General features: G+C 61.8%; 15 protein-coding genes, 1 tRNA gene and 4 pseudogenes. 15 read left to right on the plus strand and 5 right to left on the minus strand.

Features of this window, described 5'->3' with window-relative positions:
- Positions 1-63 precede the first annotated feature (63 nt).
- The 5 genes from R3X27_RS12050 (at position 64) to R3X27_RS12070 (ending at position 5,325) form a co-directional block, all read left to right on the plus strand.
- A complete protein-coding gene (locus R3X27_RS12050; protein WP_317709111.1) occupies positions 64-1,536 on the plus strand; it encodes an ABC transporter substrate-binding protein in 1,473 nt (490 codons plus the stop codon).
- A gap of 59 nt (positions 1,537-1,595) precedes the next feature.
- The gene (locus R3X27_RS12055) at positions 1,596-2,744 is read left to right on the plus strand and encodes an esterase-like activity of phytase family protein (protein ID WP_317709112.1); all 1,149 of its coding nucleotides are present in this window, start codon (positions 1,596-1,598) and stop codon (positions 2,742-2,744) included.
- 85 nt (positions 2,745-2,829) lie between these two features.
- Positions 2,830-3,591 (plus strand): DeoR/GlpR family DNA-binding transcription regulator, encoded by a 762-nt coding sequence (locus R3X27_RS12060; protein ID WP_317709113.1) that lies wholly within the window; start codon positions 2,830-2,832, stop codon positions 3,589-3,591.
- Positions 3,584-4,732, plus strand: a complete 1,149-nt coding sequence (locus R3X27_RS12065) for an MFS transporter (protein ID WP_317709114.1) — start codon at positions 3,584-3,586, stop codon at positions 4,730-4,732. The genes R3X27_RS12060 and R3X27_RS12065 overlap by 8 nt, the downstream gene beginning before the upstream one ends.
- A 359-nt stretch (positions 4,733-5,091) precedes the next feature.
- The gene (locus R3X27_RS12070; protein WP_317709115.1) at positions 5,092-5,325 is read left to right on the plus strand and encodes an acyl carrier protein; all 234 of its coding nucleotides are present in this window, start codon (positions 5,092-5,094) and stop codon (positions 5,323-5,325) included.
- Between the two features lie 197 nt (positions 5,326-5,522).
- Here R3X27_RS12070 and R3X27_RS12075 read toward each other — a convergent pair whose 3' ends face one another.
- Entirely contained in the window at positions 5,523-8,012 is a 2,490-nt protein-coding gene (locus R3X27_RS12075) for an FAD-dependent oxidoreductase (RefSeq protein ID WP_317709116.1), read from the minus strand.
- Positions 8,013-8,326: 314 nt separating this feature from the next.
- On the opposite strand from R3X27_RS12075, the gene R3X27_RS12080 reads away from it, so the two are divergent.
- The 4 genes from R3X27_RS12080 to R3X27_RS12095 all read left to right on the plus strand — a co-directional run bounded on the left by R3X27_RS12080 (position 8,327) and on the right by R3X27_RS12095 (position 10,404).
- A tRNA-Arg gene (locus R3X27_RS12080) sits at positions 8,327-8,403 on the plus strand.
- A gap of 399 nt (positions 8,404-8,802) precedes the next feature.
- On the plus strand, positions 8,803-9,123 hold the full coding sequence (locus R3X27_RS12085) for a helix-turn-helix domain-containing protein (RefSeq protein ID WP_317709117.1): 321 nt from the start codon (positions 8,803-8,805) through the stop codon (positions 9,121-9,123).
- A gap of 312 nt (positions 9,124-9,435) precedes the next feature.
- On the plus strand, positions 9,436-9,891 hold the full coding sequence (locus tag R3X27_RS12090) for a hypothetical protein (RefSeq protein ID WP_317709118.1): 456 nt from the start codon (positions 9,436-9,438) through the stop codon (positions 9,889-9,891).
- Positions 9,892-9,960: 69 nt separating this feature from the next.
- The gene (locus tag R3X27_RS12095; RefSeq protein ID WP_317709119.1) at positions 9,961-10,404 is read left to right on the plus strand and encodes a hypothetical protein; all 444 of its coding nucleotides are present in this window, start codon (positions 9,961-9,963) and stop codon (positions 10,402-10,404) included.
- 267 nt (positions 10,405-10,671) lie between these two features.
- Here R3X27_RS12095 and R3X27_RS12100 read toward each other — a convergent pair.
- Positions 10,672-10,958: pseudogene (locus R3X27_RS12100) on the minus strand (transposase); the annotation flags it as partial.
- Positions 10,959-10,960: 2 nt separating this feature from the next.
- A pseudogene (locus R3X27_RS12105) lies at positions 10,961-11,158 on the minus strand (integrase); the annotation flags it as partial.
- A gap of 454 nt (positions 11,159-11,612) precedes the next feature.
- Here R3X27_RS12105 and R3X27_RS12110 point away from each other — a divergent pair.
- The 3 genes from R3X27_RS12110 (at position 11,613) to R3X27_RS12120 (ending at position 14,596) form a co-directional block, all read left to right on the plus strand.
- Positions 11,613-13,178, plus strand: a complete 1,566-nt coding sequence (locus R3X27_RS12110) for an arylsulfatase (protein ID WP_317709120.1) — start codon at positions 11,613-11,615, stop codon at positions 13,176-13,178.
- A 154-nt stretch (positions 13,179-13,332) separates the two neighbouring features.
- A complete protein-coding gene (locus tag R3X27_RS12115; protein ID WP_317709121.1) occupies positions 13,333-13,707 on the plus strand; it encodes a DUF4345 domain-containing protein in 375 nt (124 codons plus the stop codon).
- A gap of 25 nt (positions 13,708-13,732) precedes the next feature.
- Positions 13,733-14,596: a DUF302 domain-containing protein gene (locus R3X27_RS12120; protein ID WP_317709122.1), complete on the plus strand. Its 864-nt coding sequence runs from the start codon at positions 13,733-13,735 to the stop codon at positions 14,594-14,596.
- A 471-nt stretch (positions 14,597-15,067) separates the two neighbouring features.
- Here the strand turns inward: R3X27_RS12120 and R3X27_RS12125 are convergent, their stop codons facing one another.
- The gene (locus tag R3X27_RS12125) at positions 15,068-16,618 is read right to left on the minus strand and encodes a DHA2 family efflux MFS transporter permease subunit (RefSeq protein ID WP_317709123.1); all 1,551 of its coding nucleotides are present in this window, start codon (positions 16,616-16,618) and stop codon (positions 15,068-15,070) included.
- Positions 16,619-16,628: 10 nt separating this feature from the next.
- Positions 16,629-17,795 (minus strand): HlyD family secretion protein, encoded by a 1,167-nt coding sequence (locus R3X27_RS12130; protein ID WP_317709124.1) that lies wholly within the window; start codon positions 17,793-17,795, stop codon positions 16,629-16,631.
- A gap of 131 nt (positions 17,796-17,926) precedes the next feature.
- Here R3X27_RS12130 and R3X27_RS12135 point away from each other — a divergent pair, with 131 nt between their 5' ends.
- From R3X27_RS12135 to R3X27_RS12145, 3 genes and pseudogenes are all read left to right on the plus strand, one after another.
- On the plus strand, positions 17,927-18,634 hold the full coding sequence (locus tag R3X27_RS12135; protein WP_317709125.1) for a TetR/AcrR family transcriptional regulator: 708 nt from the start codon (positions 17,927-17,929) through the stop codon (positions 18,632-18,634).
- A gap of 100 nt (positions 18,635-18,734) precedes the next feature.
- Positions 18,735-19,030, plus strand: a pseudogene (locus R3X27_RS12140) (transposase); the annotation flags it as partial.
- Between the two features lie 57 nt (positions 19,031-19,087).
- A pseudogene (locus tag R3X27_RS12145) lies at positions 19,088-20,122 on the plus strand (IS256 family transposase); the annotation flags it as partial.

The following is a 20,122-nucleotide window of genomic DNA, read 5'->3' on the forward strand; positions in this document are numbered from 1 at the left end:
TTCCCTTCTTTTCCGCCCCCTGTTGCGGCTAGCCTCCGAAGCAACAACCACAGGGAGCCGACAATGTTCACCCGCCTTACCCTCGGCACCGCCGCTCTGGCGCTGGCCGCAACCGGCGCGCTCGCCGCGCAGGACGACATCACCCTCGCGATGACGCTCGAGCCGCCCAATCTCGACCCGACCGGCGGTGCCGCCGCCGCGATCGACGAGGTGGTCTATGCCAATGTCTTCGAGGGCCTGACCCGCTTCGCCCCGGATGGCTCGGTCATCCCCGGGCTGGCCAGCAGCTTCGAGGTCTCCGAGGACGGCAAGACCTACACGTTCAACCTTCGCGACGGCGTCACTTTCCATGACGGCACCACGTTCGACGGCGAGGATGTGAAATTCTCCCTCGACCGCGCCCGCGCCGAGGACAGCACCAACGCCCAGAAGGCGCTCTTTGCCGGCATCGAGGCGGTCGAGGTCGTCGATCCGCTCACCGTCAAGGTTGCGCTCTCTGCCCCGGACGGCGCTTTCCCCTTCAAGATGGCCTGGGGCGACGCCGTGATCCTCGCACCCGAAACCGCCGAGACGGCCGCGACCAACCCGGTCGGCACTGGCCCCTTCGCCTTCGCCAAATGGACCCATGGCGATTCTGTCGAGATCGCCCGCTTTGACAGCTATTGGGGCGAGGCCCCGGCACTGGCCTCGGCAACCTTCAAGTTCATCTCCGACCCCAACGCCGCCTTCGCGGCGATGATGGCCGGCGATGTCGACGCCTTCCCGAACTTCCCGGCACCCGAGACGTTGATGCAGTTCGACGCCAATCCGATGTTCACCGTCATCGTCGGCTCGACCGAGGGCGAGACCATCCTGTCGACCAACAACAAGTCCGGACCGCTGGCCGATCTCAAGGTGCGCAAGGCCATCGCCCATGCGATCAACCGTCAGGAGATCATCGATGGCGCGATGCATGGCTATGGCACCCCCATCGGCACCCATTTCGCGCCGCATAACCCGGATTATCTCGATCTGACGGAGCAATCCGCCTACGATCCCGAAATGGCCAAGGCACTGCTGGAAGAGGCTGGCCAGACCGGCCTGAAACTGCGCCTCGCCCTGCCGCCCCCGCCTTACGCCCGCCGCGGCGGAGAGATCGTGGCCGCACAGCTGCGCGCGGTCGGGATCGAGACAGAGATCTCCAACCTGGAATGGGCGCAATGGCTGGAACAGGTCTTCAAGGGCAAAGATTTCGATCTGACCATCGTCAGCCATACCGAGCCCGCCGACATCAACATCTATGCCCGCCCGGACTATTACTTCCAGTATGACAACCCGGGCTTCCAGGCCCTGATCGCGGAGCTTGACGTGACCGCCGACCCGGCAGCGCGCACCGAATTGCTGCACAAGGCGCAGCAGACAATCTCCGACGACTATGTCAACGGCTACCTCTTCCAGCTGGCCAAGACCGGCGTTGCCAACAGCAAGATCGAAGGGCTCTGGGTCAATGCACCGACCCAGGCCAATGATTTGACAGGGGTCCGCTGGACGGATTAAGCCCCTCGGAACGCGGCGGGGCAAGCCCGGCGCGTTCCGTTCTCACCCATGGAGGCCCCGTGCGGTCAAGCTGGCTCATTCGCCTCCTGGCGCCCCTGTGCTTTCTGGCCGGGGTCGCCGCCATCTTCGAATGGCGCTACGATCGTGCGGCCTTTCTCGGACAGGTCGTGTTTCCCAAGGGGATGGTTGTCGATGGCACGCGGGTTGGCGGCCTCTCCGGGCTCGCCATGGTTGGAGATGGTCGTTTCCTCGCCGTGTCGGACGACCAGGAAGCCCCGCGCCTCTACAGCCTCGAGATCGACCTCTCTGATGGACGATTGTCCCGGGGCGATGTGCGCGTGACCGGCGCCACCCATTTCCGCGCTCCGGATGGGACCCGGATTGCCACGCCGGCGGATTTCGAAGGCATCCGCATCGCGCCGGATGGCGAGATCGTCGTCGCCGACGAGGGTCAACCCTGGAGCGAGGTCAATCCACGCCTGCGCACCTTCTCCCCGGAACTGGTCGAGACCGGCTCCTTCGCCCCGATCGTCAAGACGACCTTCTCCTATCGCATCAACACCCCGTGGCGACGCCCCTTCAACCGGCGCGGTGTCCGGCCCAATGCCGGGTTCGAAAGCGTCGCGATCACACCGGATGGCCAGCGACTGGTCACAGCCACCGAACAGTCCCTGATCCAGGACGGCCCTTGGCACCTCGGAGGGGAGGGATCTCCGGCGCGCATCGTCGTCTATGATTTCAAGACCGGCCGGCCAGGCCCCGAATATATCTACGAGACCGAGATGGTGCCGGTGCTGGACCTCTTCGCCCATCGGCATTCGCCAGTCAGGTCCGGCCTGGTCGAACTGCTCGCCCTGGACAATAACGGACAGTTCCTCGCTCTTGAGCGCTCTTATTCCTATATCGCCGGCTTCGACGCCAAGCTCTTTCGGATCGATACCACCGGTGCGACCGATGTGAGCGATTTTGGTCTGCTGCCGAAACAGTATTCTCCTGTCCGCAAGGAGCTTGTCGCGGATCTTTCCCGGCTCGGCATCGCCCTTGGCAATCTCGAAGGTATGGCATTCGGTCCCCGGCTCGACGCGCGGCGGCGCACGCTCCTGCTCGTCTCCGACGACAATTTCCGTCCCATCCAACGGACACGGCTGATCGCTCTGGCCCTGGATCTGCCAATCGACCAGGTCACATCGCTTTCAGGCCAAGAGTGACGCAACTCGCCGCGCAATATTGCAAAATATTGCAACTTACAGCAAAATACTGCATAAGATCGGCAATTGCTGCGATGGACACCCAATGGACTCCTCCCTGAACACCCCGGAAACCCGCCAGCAACGTTTGCGAGAGCGCGTTGCAGATGGCGAAGCCCTGATCCTGACGAAGCTTGCCGCGGAGTTCGACGTGTCCATTGACACGATTCGCCGCGATCTGCTGGCGCTCGAAGCGGAAGGCAAGGTGCAGCGAGTGCGCGGGGGGGCCCTTCCGGTTGCGCCGCCTTCAGTGCCAGTGATGGAACGGCTGGACTGCGGACGTGCAACGGGAGACCGGCTGGCCCGGGCTGCCCTGCCACTGGTCGAGGATGGGATGGTGCTGATGCTCGATGGTGGCACCAGCGTGCTTCAACTCGCCCGCGCCCTGCCGCCCTTGCCGCGTGCGCTCGTCGTGACTCCGGCCCCGGCGGTCGCGCTGGAAACACTGGCCCGCGGGACGGAGACGATTCTCATCGGTGGCCGCCTCTCGCGGTTTGGCGGGCTTGCTGTCGGGCAGGCAGCGGTCACGGCAATCGCAGATATCGCGGCCGATCTTTGCGTCCTCGGAGCCTGCGGGATCGAAGCAGGGTTCGGCCTGAGCGCGGATGATCCCGACGAGGCCGCACTCCGGCAGGCAATGGCGCAGACCAGTGCCCGTGTCTCCGTACTGACTGGTGCGGTCAAGCTTGGCCGGCGCGCGCGGCATCGCGTCCGCCCTTGCTCCGAACTCGACCTTCTGATCACCGATGCCGAGGCGGCGTTGACCGCCCCGCTCGCCGAAACCGGACTGGAGATTGTCCATGCCTGAGCCTCGCATCCGCTGGCGCAGCCCCTGGCGCGCGGTCGCCGCCGCCTTTGCCTTCAACGGCGTGTTGCTGGGCATCTGGGCCTCGCGCATCCCGGCCATTGTCGAGACGCACAACCTGACGGAAGCCCGGCTTGGCCTGCTGCTGCTCTTCATGGGGCTGGGAGCGCTGGTCTCCTTCCCGCTTGCGGGGCGCCTCGCCGACAGCCTCGGCGCCGTACGGGTGACCCGCTGGGTCGCTGGGGCCTATGTCTTCACGCTGATCCTTGCCGCGCTGGCCCCCTCGCCGCTCTGGCTTGCAGCGGCGCTCTTCATCTTTGGCATGTCGCACGGCGCGATGGACGTGGTGATGAACACCTGGGCCACCGAGGTCGAGAAGCATATGGGCCGGGCGGTGATGTCTTCCTTCCATGCCATGTGGAGCCTCGGCGCCGGCGCCGGCGCGGCCACTGGCTACGCTGCCACTCAGCTCGGCTGGTCCGTGGGGCTGCATTTCACTGCCGGTTCGCTCATCGCGGCAGCCCTTCTGCTTCCCTTCCTGACGCAGCCATGGACCTCCGTGACCCGTCCGCATGACCCGAACGCGCCGGTCTTCGCAATTCCGCGCGGCGCGCTGGTCCTCGTCGGCGTTATCGCGCTGGCCGCAGCCGTGGGCGAAGGCGCTGTTGCCGACTGGAGTGCCATTTTCCTCACCGAGGTCGTCGGGACCGACCAATCCCGCGCAACCCTGGGCTACACCGTCTTCTCCGTCACCATGGTCGCGATGCGGCTGGTCGTTGACCGGCTGGTCACCCTGCTCGGCCCCGTCACAATGGCACGCATCAGCGGCCTGCTGGCGGCCACTGGACTGGCCATCGCCACCGGGTTTGCCACGCTGCCAGCCGCGCTGACGGGCTTCCTGCTCATGGGGCTCGGTTATGCCGCCGTCATGCCTTTGGCCTTCAGCCGCGCCGCCGCTGACGACCGTATCCCGCCCGGTCAGGCCATCGCCGCCGTCGCCACGCTCGGCTATGGCGGTTTGCTCATGGGCCCCCCCGCAATCGGCTTCATCGCCGAGGTTACCTCCCTGAGGCTCGCTTTCGCGATGCTGGCCGGTCTGGCACTGCTGATCACGGTCCTGGCGGGCGTGCTGCGACGCGGTTGAAGCGGCGAATCTCTTCGAGGCAGCCACCTCGGGCATGGCTGCCTCGCGCAGGCATTTTGGCGGGGAAGGCGATTTCTTGCCGCCAGCACTTGTTCCGGAGCTCCATGCGCCCCATCTGGATCGAAGCTGGCCGGAACATGTGACGCAGGGGGATCCAATGTCCCCGCAAAACGTTTGCTTTTGCAGGGGAACGTGCTAAAGGCGGCGCAGTTTTCGGCTTGGGACGCCATCGCGCGGGCCCCGGAAGAACGCCCTGCATCAGACGGGGAAGCAACCGCCCCACAAACGGGCATAGGAATTCGCCCATCCGGGCGCGGAGCAAGAACGGGCAAAGACGCCCCAAGGCATGAGGAAATGAAATGAGCGACATCGCCGATCGCGTGAAGAAGATTGTTGTGGAGCACCTGAGCGTCGAGGAAGACAAGGTGACCGAGGCCGCGTCCTTCATTGACGATCTGGGCGCCGACAGCCTGGACACCGTGGAACTGGTGATGGCCTTCGAAGAAGAGTTCGGCATTGAGATCCCGGACGACGCCGCCGAAACGATCCAGACTTTCGGCGATGCGGTGAAGTTCATCACCCAAGCCGCCTGATCCGACCCTTTCGGATCCTACGAGAATGGCGCCCCACGGGGCGCCTTTTTCTTTGCTCGTCCGCAATCGGCGCGACGCTTTCGCGCGAAGCGACGGTCACCGATCCTGTGCACCGCGCGCGATAGCGCGCGGCCACCCCCAACGGGAGGCGTGCATCTTCGATGCATAACGACGGGCGGGAGCCCCCGAGCGCCGACTCAGCCGTCCTTGCGAATGCTGACGTTCTTCGGATCATAGGGGCTGTCCTCGGCAACCTCGGCGTCCCAGAGCCTGTCTAGCATCTTCACCATCAGCTTCTGTCCCGGGACCGCTAGGTCGGGGCGCACATAGCCCATGCCGATGCTCTTGCCAAACGCCACCGAATAGCCGCCAGATGTCAGCCGCCCGACTTTTGTATCGCCATCGTAAAGCGCCTCACGTCCCCAGGGATCGGCATCCTCCGGCCCGTCGATCAGCACGGTCACACATTTGCTGCGAGCACCGAGATCCAGCATCTCCCGCTTGCCATGATAGTCCTTCTCCAGGTCGACAAACCGGTCCAGTGCCGCCTCAAGCGGCGTCGCGTCCCTGCCAAGCTCGGTGCCGAAGGCGCGATAGCTCTTTTCCTGCCTGAGCCAGTTCTGCGCGCGCGCTCCAACCAGCTTCAGCCCATGCGCCGCGCCTGCCGAGACGAGTTGGTCCCAAAGATGGTTCTGCATCTCGATCGGATGGTGCAACTCCCAGCCAAGCTCGCCCGTATAAGCGACGCGAATGGCCATGCATGGCACCATCCCCAGCTCGATCTTGCGCATCGAGAGCCAGGGGAAGCGCTTGTTCGACAGCACCGTCTCGGGCGCGGCGTCCTTCACCAACGCGTTCAGAACATCGCGTGATTTCGGCCCCGCAATGGCCAGGACACCCCATTGCGTGGTCACATCCTGCAGCTCGATCCGGCCGAACTCGGCTTCCTTGTCCTCGATCGCCTTCTTGAGAAAGTCCTGATCATAGGCGGACCAGGCGCCCGCGGAGACGAGGTAGTACTCGTCCTCGGAGAGCCGCACGATGGTATATTCCGTCCGCGTCGTTCCGGCCGCCGTCAGCGCATAGGTCAGGTTGATCCGGCCAACTTTCGGCAGCTTGTTGCAGGTGAACCAGTCGAGAAACGCCGTCGCGCCCGACCCCTTGACGATATGCTTGGTGAAGGCTGTGGCGTCGATCAGGCCCACGCCCTCCCGCACCGCCTTGGCTTCCTCAACGGCATATTGCCACCAGCCACCGCGCCGGAAGCTGCGCGACGCATGGTCGTCGAACCCGACCGGCGCGTAGTAATTCGGTCGCTCCCAGCCATTGACCTGCCCAAATTGCGCCCCGGCCACCTTCTGCCGGTCATAGGCGGGCGAAGTCCGCAAGGGCCGCGCAGCTTCCCGCTCCTCGTCCGGGTGATGCAGGATATAGACGTGGGAATAGCATTCCTCGTTCTTCTGCACCGCGTATTCGGTCGTCATCCACGGTCCGTAGCGCTTGGGATCGAGCGAAGCCATGTCGATCTCGGCCTCCCCCTCGACCATCATCTGCGCGAGGTAATAGCCGGTGCCGCCAGCGGCCGTGATGCCGAAGGAGAAGCCCTCCGCAAGCCACATGTTGCGCAAGCCCGGTGCCGGGCCGACCAGCGGGTTGCCATCGGGCGTGTAGCAGATCGGACCGTTGAAGTCGTCCTTGAGCCCCACCGTCTCAGAGGTCGGAATCCGGTGGATCATCGACATGTATTCTTCTTCGATCCGCTCAAGGTCGAGCTGGAAGAGATCGGCGCGGAAGCTCTCCGGCACAGCATATTTGAACCGCGCCGGCGCCCCCTGCTCGTAGGGTCCCAGGATCCAGCCGCCCCGCTCCTCACGCACATACCATTTGGCGTCAGCATCCCGCAGCACCGGGTGCTCGGCTCCGCCCGCATCGCGATAGGCCAAAAGCGCCGGGTCCGGCTCCGTAACGATGAACTGGTGCTCGACGGGGATAGCCGGGATCTTGATGCCCAGCTGTTGCGCGGTGCGCTGTGCGTGGTTGCCCGTGGCCGTGACGACATGTTCCGCGGTGATGACAACCTGCTCCTCTGTCGGAATGAGGTTTCCGCCTTTCTCCGCCATTTTCGTGCAAGTCACGCGCCACTCGGAGCCGGTCCACGTATAGCCATCGACCTGCCATTTCCGCTCGATGGTCACGCCGAACTGTCGCGCGCCTTTGGCCATCGCCATCGTCACGTCGGCGGGGTTGATATATCCATCGGTCGGGTGGAACAGCGCGCCGACCAGGTCTTCGGTCCTCACCAGCGGCCAGCGCGCCTTGATCTCGGCCGGGCTCAGCCACTCATAAGGGATACCGACCGTCTCGGCATTGGTGGCATAGAGCATATATTCATCCATGCGCGTCTGTGTCTGTGCCATGCGCAGGTTGCCGACAACCGAGAAGCCGGGATTCAGCCCGGTCTCTTCTTCCAGCGTCTTGTACCACTTCACCGAGTAATCATGGATGTGGCTCGTCGCGAAAGACATGTTGAAGAGCGGCAGCAGGCCGGCGGCATGCCAGGTCGAGCCGCAAGTCAGTTCGTCGCGTTCCAGCAGCATGGTGTCCCAACCCGCCTTGCCGAGATGATAGGCGATCGAGGTGCCGACGCATCCACCACCGACGACGAGAGCTTTCACATGGGTTTTCATGGCCAGATTCCCTGCTGCTGGATGCCTTGAGGCAAGTTAAGCCCATGCTCGCCTTGCAAGGCTATTCTGGTCCGACCCTTGGTATTCGGAAAGCGACCTCGGCATGCAACAGATCCGTCTGGCTCACGGCACAAGTTCAGGCTTGAAATCGGCTGTCAATCTCGGGCAAATGCGCCCAGCGGCCCCGTAGCTCAACAGGATAGAGCGGTCCCCTCCTAAGCGGTGGGTCAAGGTGAAAATGCCCTTTGTTTTAAGGAGTGCAGAACGTAAGAAACCAGCGCGAACCGTTTTCCGAACTGTTTTCGCCAAGAAGTGGCCCCGTAGCTCAACCGGATAGAGCGGTCCCCTCCTAAGGGACAGGCTGAGGGTTCAAGTCCTTCCGGGGTCACCACTTTTTCAGGTTTCTACTTGTGCGACAGGCATTCAACCTCGGCAAAGGGCCGCCCTGAGCGTTTGCATGGGGCGTCCTCGGTGGCACAACGCAGATGCCACAATGCGGCCAGGGTTGGGCCGGATTGCCGCCTCAATGGTATGTGAAAACAGTCATGCAGTTGTTGACATCCGCCAAGGGTGTCGGTGCTGATCAAGTGTGACGGAGAACAACCGTTCCATTTGGGTGCTTCAACTGTTCTTGCTCGTGCCGCATGGGTTTCCCATCGCTGCTTGGCCGAGAGGATGCCCCAGCCTAAGCATCCTCGGGAACCTTGACAGGCCACTCTGGTCAGTCCGCCGGAACGAATGTTCCGTGCGTTCTGAAACCCGCATTCCGTGCCAGCAGTGGAGTCACGCCATGGGAGCACCATCCTCTTTTCGTAACTACAGGTCCGACAGGCTCAGTTCCAATGATCTCGACGAGATCAGAAATCTGCTCGCTGATTTCTTTGACGAGTTCTCAGCCGAAGTCGCCAGCCAAGTTGAGGCGATTAAGTCCGAGAAGCCCGCAGAGTATCTGACAACACGACAGGTCGCAAAAATGACGGGCTTCAGTCAGGCCACTCTCGAGGCATTTCGATCTAAGCGCCAAGGCCCAGCTTATTACAAGCAGGGCGCAAATGTCCGGTATCGCCTCGAGGACATCAGGGCATGGATGGAATCTGAAAGGTTCGAATAGGTTGCTCGGTTTTCTACGCTGCTCGCAGTTCGCGGCACAAGACCCGGGCTGACGCTGTCAATCGTTCTCGACAATCACCAAGATCCGGCCTTTGCAAAATATTTTCGTACGAACATCGGCGACATTCTGGAGCAGATTCGAGCGCGCCCTCAATGATTGCACAAGAGAAGGTTGATGCACCCGACCTGCGGCCAGCACTACACTTTTTCAGAACGACCTGAACCCCCTGGGGGCTCTCGCAGCCCTTCCTTTGCGCTCTTGTCGTCTCGGCGAGACAAGGCCGCAAAGGAAGGGGCGCGAAGAGCCGGTGCGATGGACTTGAACCGCATGATGGCGGGCAACAACAAACAACAGAAGGTCTATCAGATGACATTTTTTTCCGATCCGCACCACGCCCTCGACCGAATGATGATTTCGGCCGAATGGTCTCTCCTGGAGTTTCTCGAAGAATACCGGGAAGCATTATTGTCGGCAGGTGATTTGGTTGGCGGCAAAGACGGTGTGTCCCTCGTTCAGGGGCTTTACGACGACATTTCCACCAACGGACTCGCGGCCCATGGTGTTCGTCGCCGGCTTGCAGCGTTCATGGCGCTTCTCTCGTTTCAAATTGTCGGCGCTTCTGGCCGGGCCGAGTATGTGTGCTTCGATGAGATCAACCTACTGGATTCGCGCACCGGCGATATTCGCTTTCTAAATGGGCGACTGGCCAATCTTCGGGCCGCGATTGTCGCGAAGCGAGCCCAGGATACGGCCCCCTTGATCGAATGACACTCTTCCAGAGCTCCTTTGGAGCTCTCTTGACGCGAATTTCCGCGCAAAAACTGGAAGGAGTTCCAAATGCAGAAGCACCAACATGAAGATAAGGACGTTGGCGAAATGATCTTGCTCGTGATCCACGCAGCCAACACACTGGTTAAAGAACTCAGGGACGCCCGGCCCCTGATCGATTTCCAACAGCACAATCTCATCGACAAGGTTTCGAGGGCGCTCGAGACGCCCGAATTCTCCAGCCGGGCGGTTGAAGCTGACTTGGAGTTGCTCCAAGCGGCGGTGACGATCCTGATCTCACACCAAGTTCTCGGAGTGGAAACCTCGCTTCACGAGGTCTATTCAGACTACGGTATGATCGAGTACGAGATTTCGAGAACGCCCAGCTTTTCGTTGAAGGGCAAGCGCCTCAAAGGGCTCGTTGATGCCATCATGGATTTCCGGCAAGTGCAGTTGGAGCTGGAAATCCGTCGAAAGGAAGAGAGAATTCTCGCGCAACGCGCCCTCCACTGATCTTCGCAGTCCCCTTTGGCCGAGCCAAGGGGGGCTGCTTTGAACCGGCATTCCCCAAGTGGCCTGCCTCTTGGCGGCAGAGTCCTTCCTTTCAGATCGTTGATCAAGCGCTTTGTCTCCCTGATTGGCGCTCGCGACCTCCGAAACGCCTGTTGGTAGGCGGATCACGCCTCGAACAAGGATCGTGAAGACCGGGTAGTTTCGTTTTTCCAGTGCGGTTGACGGACCTGTCGAGCCGTATTCGTTCTTTTTGGTGCGGGATCATGGTCATGAGCATGTTGGGGGTGTTCGTAGTCTGCGTATCGCGGCGAGGATGGCTCGGAACATCGGCCCTGTGACGGCCAGCTCGGCCAGCTGGAAGGTAATGGCGCGAGCGTGTCGCACGACGCGGGCACCGATCTTGATCAGCTTCAGTTGCAAGCTGGTCAACGACCAGCCCGCCATGACTCGGGCAACTCGATGCAGCGCAGGAATGTGGCCAGATTGTAGGCCAGCGCGTGCAGTTGCAGCCGCGCTTCGTTGTCGTGGAACCGCTTGCATGACAGCCGTGTCCAGTGACCAGATCGCAGCCACGAAGCTTGCTGTCGATTGCCATGTTAAACAATGCGAGATCGCGATGGTTCTCGGCCAGTTCGAGTCGAACCCTGATCGCCCAGACATATTTCGGCTTCAACTGACGTTTTTGGCCGACAATACGACCTTTGTTCCGGGCCGGACGAAGTGCGCGAATGACGGGCAGTTTTGGTATTTCCATGATTGATCCTCCGATCCGCCATGCCCTCCCACAACGACAACCCGACGTTGACAATGCACCATATCACGGGATGCTGCGATGCATCCGAGGTCGGCAAGGAGCCCAAACCTACTGATGCTGCGGTTCGGACGAACTGGTAGTTTGCCGACCTACCGGACCTTCGCTGCAAACGCGAGATCCCGGCCATTGCGGAAGCAGCATCAGTCAAAAAGGGCGGACAGAAGACATTCGCCGCAAGAAGTACCAAGTTCCGGTCACCATGGATACCTGGGACATCGATGCGCGCCCGAGTGACTATGCCGTTGGCTTTCCCTCAGATCGGTCCCCATTGGATGTCGATTGACATTACTGGCAGTGCAAAAAAGACGGACACTTGCCTACACGGGCGTTTGGGATAGCTTCACCATCAAAGCGCCATCGGTGGCACAAACGGGAGTGACGAAGAAAAATGACGATGAAAGCCTTGCCCCTTTTTGCGATCGTCGCAATCACCGGCTTTTTCGGCGGCGCGGTGAGCGCGGCTTCGGATCAGCCGAATATTCTGGTCATCATGGCAGATGACGTCGGTTGGGCGAGCCTTGGCAGCTATCACGGAGGCATCAAAAGCATTCAGACGCCGAACCTCGATCAACTGGCTGCTGAAGGCGCACGCCTGACCGACTATTACGCGGAGCCCAGTTGCACCGCGGGGCGTTCCGCGTTCCTGACTGGCCAGTTTCCCGTGCGGACGGGAATGCATACCGTGGGCCTTCCCGGCGATCCGAAAGGATTGAGCCCCGAGGATCCGACGCTTGCCAACATGCTGAAATCGATGGGATATGCTACGGGCCAATTCGGAAAGAACCATCTGGGTGACCTGAACCGGTTCCTGCCGACGGTGAAGGGCTTTGATGAATACTGGGGCTGGCTCTACCACCTGAACGCAATGGAATATACCAGCGATCCCGACTGGCCAACGGACCCGGAATTCGCTGAACAATTCGGCCCGCGCAACGTTATCCATGCTTTTGCGACCGAGGAAGACGACCCTACCGAAGACCCCCGCTGGGGCCCGGTTGGCAAGCAGCGCATCGTCGATGACGGCCCGGCCCCGCCCGAGCGCCAGAAGACTCTGGATGTTGAGGTCACCGCCCATACGCTCGATTTCATCGATCGCGCGGTTGAGGCCGAGACCCCGTTCTTTGTCTGGATGGCGCCGGCACGAGCCCATGTCTGGACCCATCTCAGCCCGGAATACGAGGCCCTGCTCGGCGACGGGCGCGGGCTTCAGGATGTCATAATGCGAGAGTTGGACGACACAATCGGCAAGGTCCTGACCCATTTGGAGACGCTCGACATCGCAGACGACACGATCGTCGTTTTCACCTCGGACAACGGGCCGGAGACGATGACCTGGCCGGATGGCGGCACCACGCCGTTCCACGGCGAGAAAGGCACCACCTGGGAAGGCGGCTTCCGGGTTCCAGCGATCATTCGCTGGCCCGGCACGATCGCTGATGGACAGGTCTTAAACGGCATATTCAGCGGAATGGACTGGATGCCAACGCTGGTCGCGGCGGCAGGCGGGCCTGCGGATCTGCCGGCTGAACTGCGGGCAGGATACGAGGGCTACCAGGTGCATCTCGATGGCTACAACCAGCTTCCCTACCTGACCGGGGAGAACGGAGATAGCAACCGCAAGGAGCTGATCTATTACGAAGGCCCGGACCTGCAAGCCGTTCGATATAATGACTGGAAGGCGCATTTCACGATTCAAAATCACGGCTGGGCTGGCGCCAAGGAAGAGCTGAACGCGCCTCTCCTGTTCAACCTTCGGCGCGATCCATATGAGAAGGCGGCCGAGGAATCTGGCATGTATACCCGCTGGATGGGCAACAAGATGTGGGCCTTCGGCCCGGCCGCCCGGTTGGTTCAGCAGCATCTGGCGACCTTCGACGAGTTTCCGCCCCGCGGGTCCGCGATCACTAACCAGGCCCATGTCGAAGAGCAGATCTCGACCGAAGGCGGGATATCGCAATAGATGAACGAACACAGGAGGCAATCGGCGGTTGCCTTCGACACCCTCGGCCCGCTCGACCGCAGCGAGGTTGCAATCGCGGGCCGCAAACCACTCTGTCGGGGCCAATCGAAGGCGCGCCTCGACGCTCACTCATAGTCTTACGATCGGATTGAAAATGACTGACCGCGTTGTCCTGTTGCTGGCATCCATCGGCCTTGTCCCCATCGCCCTGTCCTACGGGCTGGTGCCCTCGCAATCCCTGTCTTACCTGCTCGGCATCCCGGTCGAAGGCGTCAATCACACGCATGTCTTCCGGGCGATCATGGGCCTCTACTTCGCGAATGTCGCGTTCTGGCTCGCCGGCTATTTCACCCCATCCCTGCGGGTTCCAGCGCTTTGGAGCCTGCTGATCTTCATGGGAGGTCTGGCCGCCGGTCGGGTTCTGAGCCTGATCGTCGATGGCTTTCCGGGGCCGCTCCTGATCCTCTATCTTGTTGCGGAACTGGGGTTCGCAGGGCTTGCCTTGCGCTGCCTGCGTCGTCCAGGCTGAATTCGGTCTTCAAGGAGAATCTCCCATGCGCATACTGGCTCTGAGCTCCGTGCTTGCGACCGCAATCCTGGCCTTCAGCACAATCGCGAAAGCGGAAGACGCGGCTCAAGCGGCCGTCGATACCTCCTTTGACGCCATCAAGACCGCCGTTCTCTCTGCGGGATATGAGCCGGTCATCGACATCGACCACGCCCGGTTGGCGGCAGAGGCGGGAGAGGAAATGCCGCCGTCGCGGGTGCAACTTTTCTCGAACCCCGAGGTTGAGGCACAGATCCTGCAGCAGGATATTCGCGCCGGGCTCGACTTGCCGTTTCGGGTCTTGTCGTTTGCCGAACAGGGACAAGCAAAGGTCATCTACACGGATGCCGATTTCCTCGCCATCCGGCACGGGCTTGATCTTGGCGCAACTGGCGAAGCCTTCGACACAACCTTGACAGAGATCCTTGAGGCGGCGTCCGTCGTCGCGGAACCGGCGCCTACCGAGGGCATTGTAGAGGATTTCGGCATCATCGAACTGACATCAGCCCATGACTTTGAAACGACCATCGACCGGCTGAAGCAAAGCGTCATGGCCCAAGGCGACACGATCTGGTTCGGCGAGGTGGATTTCACAGCGCAGGTCGCCGCCACAGGTGTCGATCTCGCCCCGACAACCTTGCTGCTATTTGGTGGGCCCGCACCTGGTGGCGTCGCGATGGCGCAGTTTCCGGCGATCGGGCTGGATGCCTTCTGCCAAAAGCTGCTGGTCTACACAGCCGATGATGGATCCGTGAAGGTGATCTTCAACGACATCGCCGCCCTCGCGGAGTTGCACTACGGCACATCGGCCAAACCCCACCATGGCCTCAACCAGCGACTCACGGAAACCTTCACCGGAGCGGTGAACTGAAGTCCGTCACTTCCAGTATAAACAGGCTCCAGGCTGGGGCCGAGGATGCAATCAGATCCTCAATGCATCAGGTTCCGTTGCAGCGTCACTTGATGCATTAGAATCTGGCGTAACCGCCCAAGGTCGACTGATCGCGGCGGCACAGGTACATGATCTCTCCGAAATCGGATTTCCGCGCTCATTTGACGGTCGTGACGACATCAAACCCCAAGACTTTTCGAATGATCAGACCGAGCCTCGGGCTATCAGGCGAACGCCGAACCGGACGTTCAACACGGCATGAACGAACGGCTGGATCGGGCCGTTCTCGACGGTCCTCCGATTTAATGCGGTGCCCTTGGCGCCGCAGTGCAGAAATGGACAAGGAGGGCGGACACCGGCCATTCGCCGCGTGTCGTAGCGAGGACGGATCAGCGGAAAAAGCAGCCGTCCGTGCTCGGTGCCGCGGCAACAGCGTATGGGTTCTGCCGATCAGTGGGCAGGTGCCGCCGCCGCGTTCTCCGCGGGTTTCTGCATTGTCAGCGTCAGGGCCGCCACGGCCAGGAAGAGCAGGAAGAACAGGTAGAAGATGTCGATGAAGGACAAGATCGCCGCCTGCTGCGTGACCCGCGCCACCATTTGCGACAACGCGACCTTCGGGCCGTCCAGCCCATGGGCGGTGGCGTTGGCGGTCAGCAGGCGCAACTGGTCCTGAAACTGTGGGTTCGACCATGTCATGTGATCTCCGATCCGATCGTAGTGGAAATCGCTTCGCCGCGTCAGCAGCGTGTTGATCACCGCAAGCCCCACCGCACCGCCGAGATTGCGGGTCAGGTTGAACAGGCCGGAAGCGTTCTTGAGCTCCGCTGGCGGCAGCGTGCCAAGCGCCAGGTCGTTGATCTGGACCATGCAGAGCATCAGCGCAGCCCCACGCAGAACCTGCGGCCAGAACAGCTCCCAATAGTCCCATTCCCCGGTCAGCCCGGTCAGCATCCAGCAGCTCGTCGCGAAACTGGCAAAGCCGAGGCACAGTATCAGGCGGGGGTCGACCCGCCTGGACAGCGCGCCTGCCAGCGGGGCTGTCAAGAACATGGCGGCGCCGGAAACGAAGACCGCCTTGCCGATCATCAGCGCATCATAGCCGCGGATCTGCCCGAGATAGAGCGGGTAGAGATAGACCATGCCATAGAGCCCGGTCCCGAGCGCGAAGGAAAACACCGAACCCATGGCGAAGTTGCGGTTGCGGAAAGCGGCAAGGTCGACCACCGGTTCTTCCCGGGTCAGCGCGCGGAAGAAGAAGATGATGCCGCCGAGGCACATCAGGATCACAGCCCCCAGCACGATTTCGTCTTCGAACCAGTCCTTGCCCGGCCCTTCTTCGAGCGCGAACTCCATCGAGCCGAGGAAGGCGGCCATGGCCGCCAGCCCGATCCAGTCGAAACGCCGGAAGAGCGCCATGTTGGGCTTGTCGAAATCAACGAGCAGCCAGACGGTGACCGCGACCATGACGCCGGGGATAATGTTGATCAGGAACAGCCAGTGCCAGGAGAAGGTCTCGGAGAGATAGCCGCCGATGGTCGGCCCGAGCGTGGGCGCGAGCGTGGCGATCAGGCCGACCAGCGGCGTGACGATGGCGCGTTTCGAACGGGGAAAGATCGTGTAGGCCGTCGCGAAGACCGCCGGAATCATACCTCCGCCGATGAAGCCCTGAAGGGCGCGGTAGAGGATCATCTGGTCGATATTGCTCGCCGTGGCACACAGCAGGCTGGCGCCGGCAAAGCCGAGTGCGGCACAGGAAAACAGGATCCGGGTGGAGAGCGCGCGGGCGAGGAAGCCCGAGAGCGGGATCATGATCACTTCGGCGATCAGGTAGGAGGTCTGGACCCAGGAGATTTCCCCTGCGCTGGCACCAAGGCCTGCCTGGATGTCGGCCAGCGAGGCGGCGACGATCTGGATGTCAAGGATCGCCATGAACATGCCGATGATCATGGCCACGAAGGCGATGATGCGGCGCAGCGGGATGGGTTCTTCTTCGGCGGACATGGAGCGATCCTCAGGCACCGGGCTCCGGCTCCGTGGCCGAAAGCGTGCCAGTCCGCGTGTCGACGGAGACCTCGGCGCTCAGCCCGGCCCGCAGCCGCCCATCCGCAAGGGCTTCTTCGGGAATGGAGATCCGCACCGGCACCCGCTGCACGACCTTGGTGAAGTTGCCCGTCGCGTTGTCGGTTGGCAGCAGGGAAAAGACCGCCCCCGTGCCCGGCGCCAGCGAGACAACATGGCCCTCGAACTCAAGGTCGGGCAGCATGTCGAGCTTCAGATGCACCGACGCGCCGGGCGCCATATGGGCCAATTGGGTTTCCTTGAAATTCGCCTCGACATAGAGCGCATCAGTGGGAACAACCGCGGCGAGTGTGCTGGTCGAGCCGACGAGGTCGCCCGTCTCCACGGCGACATTGGCCACCACGCCGTCATAGGGGGCGAGCAGGACAGTCCGGTTCAGGTTGCGCTTCGCCTGTGCGACGCTCAGCTCCAACCCCTCCCTCGCGATACTCTGCTCTGTATGTTGCGCCTGCAGGACGGCGACATTGGCCTCGGCCGCGGCAATCGTGGCGTGTGACTGCTCGATCCCGGCCAGCGCGGCCTCCAACGAGGTCTCGGCGTCGTCGAGTTTCGCCTGGCTGGTAACATTAGAGGATCGCAGGCTGCGCGCCCGTTCCACATTGCTCCGGGCATTGCGCAGGGTGGCTTCGGCTGCATGCAAGGATGCCTCTGCCTGCGCGACGGAGGCGCGGGCGGCATCTATCTGCGCGGTAATGCGTGTCAGCGTCTGGTCGTGGATGGCAACCTGGTTCTGCGCTTGCGACAGCGCAATCTGGTAGTCGCCATCCTCTATGCGAAACAGCACATCGCCGGCGCGGACGAACTGGTTCTCCCGGACAGGCACGGCGCTGATATGCCCACTGACCTCAGGCGAAAGCGTGGCGAAATCCGCCGTGACATAGGCGTCATCCGTCGTCTCGAAGAAGCGGCCGTCGGTCCAGTACTCATGGGCCAGCTTGCCGCCATAGCCGAGCCCGGCCAGCAGCGCCAGCAGGGCGATGGCACGCTTGGCCCGCGACGGCCGTTTGGCGGGTGCTGCTCCGGTTTCGGGCGCGGCTGTCGCGCCTTCGTCCGTCAAATCGAAATCGGCCTTGCTGCCCGCTTTTGTGTCGAATGCCATCACCATGTCCTCGTGCGACTCGAAATCGAACCAATGAGTTCGATTGTTGACATATGGCGTCTCGTGGTGCAGATCAAGAAGAAATCGAACCGACGGGTTCGATGCTTGAGTGACGAAGAGGAGCATGCGGGATGACGTCAAAAGACTCCGGGGATGATGCGAATGCGGCGGCGAAGGCATCCAGCGCCAGCCCTGCCAACCGCCGCGCCGCCGGACAGGACCCTGCCAAGCGCGAGCAGATCCTTGACGGGGCCGAGAGGGTATTTACCCGCGACGGGTTCGACACGGCCTCGATGAATGACATCACCCGCGAAGCGGGCGTGTCCAAGAGCACGATCTATGTCTATTTCGCCGACAAGGAGGAGTTGTTCGAAGCTGCGTTGGCACGCCGGCAGGATCTGATTTTCAACGATATCCAGTCCTGGCTCGCAACGGACGGCACGGAGGAAGACGTGCTGATGAGCTATGGCTGCTCCCTCGTGCAGCTCCTCTGTTCCGACCTCGTCATCCAGGCGCATCACCTCGTCATCGGCGTTATCAGCCGCAAGCCGGAGCTCGCCCGGATGATCTATCGCGGGGGGCGGGAACGCGGGGTGATGGCGCTCAAGGAATATCTGGACGCAAGGGTCGCAGAGGGGGTGCTGGAGATCGGGGACACCCATCTTGCCGCCGGACAATTCATCGAGCTCTGCCTGACCGGCACGTTCCGCGCCCGGCTACTGGCATATCACGACAGCCCGCCCTCCGAGGAGGAAGTCCGGTTCTTTGTCGGCGCGGCGGTGGAGATGTTCCTGAAATGCTATGGGACGGAAGACAACCAGCCCCCCAAACCCGATTGATCGGGTGCAAAACCGAGGAGCGCTCGTCGATGTGGAGTGCCCCCAAAGAAGTGGTCCACCAACTGGGATAGATTTATCCCGTTTTCAGGAGGACCAAACGATGGCTGGAAAGCGAGACAAACCCGAAGAGATCGTGCTGAAGCTACGGCAGGTTGAAGTGCTGCAAGGTCAGGGCAGCTCGGTTGCCGATGCAGTTCGCCAGATCGGCGTGACACAGCAAACCTACTACCGGTGGCGCAAGGAGTATGGCGGCATGAGCCGGGATCAGTTGAAGCGCCTGAAGCAGTTGGAGACGGAGAACCAGCGGCTTAGACGTGCGGTATCAGATCTGACGCTGGACAAGATGGTCCTGGCCGAGGCTGCACGGGGAAACTTCTGAGCCCTTCCCGTCGCCGTCGGGAGCTATGGCCGAAACTGGGTGATGGGGTTTGAAAGGGTGGCGTATCTTGGCGGGTGATGAAGCCTGCCGAAACCTCCAGGTGGAGAGATACGCCATGAAGACCGATACAGCAGTAGTCCCCCTTCGTCAGCCGGATTCGGTTGACGATCCACTGACCGAGATTGCCCGAGAAGGCGCGCGCCGCATGCTGGCCGCCGCGCTCCGGGCCGAGGCCGATGCGTTCGTTTCTCAGTTCTCGGACGAACAGCTTCCCGATGGCCGGAAGCGCATTGTCCGGCACGGGCAAGGCCCGGAACGAACGATCCAGACTGGGATCGGTGCGTTGGACGTGCGGCGTCAGAAGGTGCGTGACCGGGCCGCTGTCTCCGAAACGGAGAAGATCCGGTTCACGTCGGCTATTCTTCCGCGGTGGGCGCGCCGTTCGAAGAGCCTCGATGCTCTGCTTCCAATCCTCTACCCACGCGGTATCTCCACCGGGGACTTTCAGGAAGCTTTGGGCGCACTGCTCGGCACGGATGCCCCGAACCTGTCGCCGGGTGTGATCTCGCGGCTGACTGGAGAATGGCAGGACGAATATGACCGCTGGCAGCGCCGCGACCTTTCGGCCCGGCGCTACGTCTCCATCTAGGCCGACGGCGTCTATCTCCAGGCGCGCATGGAGCCCCAGGCCGAGTGCATTCTCGTCATCATCGGTGCCACGCCTGAAGGAAAGAAGGAGTTGGTGGGCTTTCAGGTCGGCGTGCGAGAGAGCGCTCAGAGCTGGCGCGAACTGCTGGTGGACATCAAGGCACGGGGCCTTGCGATCCCGCCTGAGATCGCTGTCGGTGACGGCGCCATGGGGTTCTGGAAGGCGCTCGAAGAGGTCTTTCCCACCACACGCCGCCAACGATGCTGGATGCACAAGGTTGCAAACGTGCTCAACAAGTTCCCCAAGTCGATGCAGCCCGGCGTGAAATCCGACCTCCGGGAAATCTGGCAGGCCGACACGCGCGCGGCGGCCCAAATCGCCATGGAAACCTTCGCCGAGAAGTACGGCACGAAATACCCCAAGGCGGTCGAATGCCTGACGAAAGACAAGGAAGCTCTCT

Source organism: Tropicimonas sp. TH_r6 (assembly GCF_033101155.1).
Lineage (GTDB): Bacteria > Pseudomonadota > Alphaproteobacteria > Rhodobacterales > Rhodobacteraceae > Tropicimonas.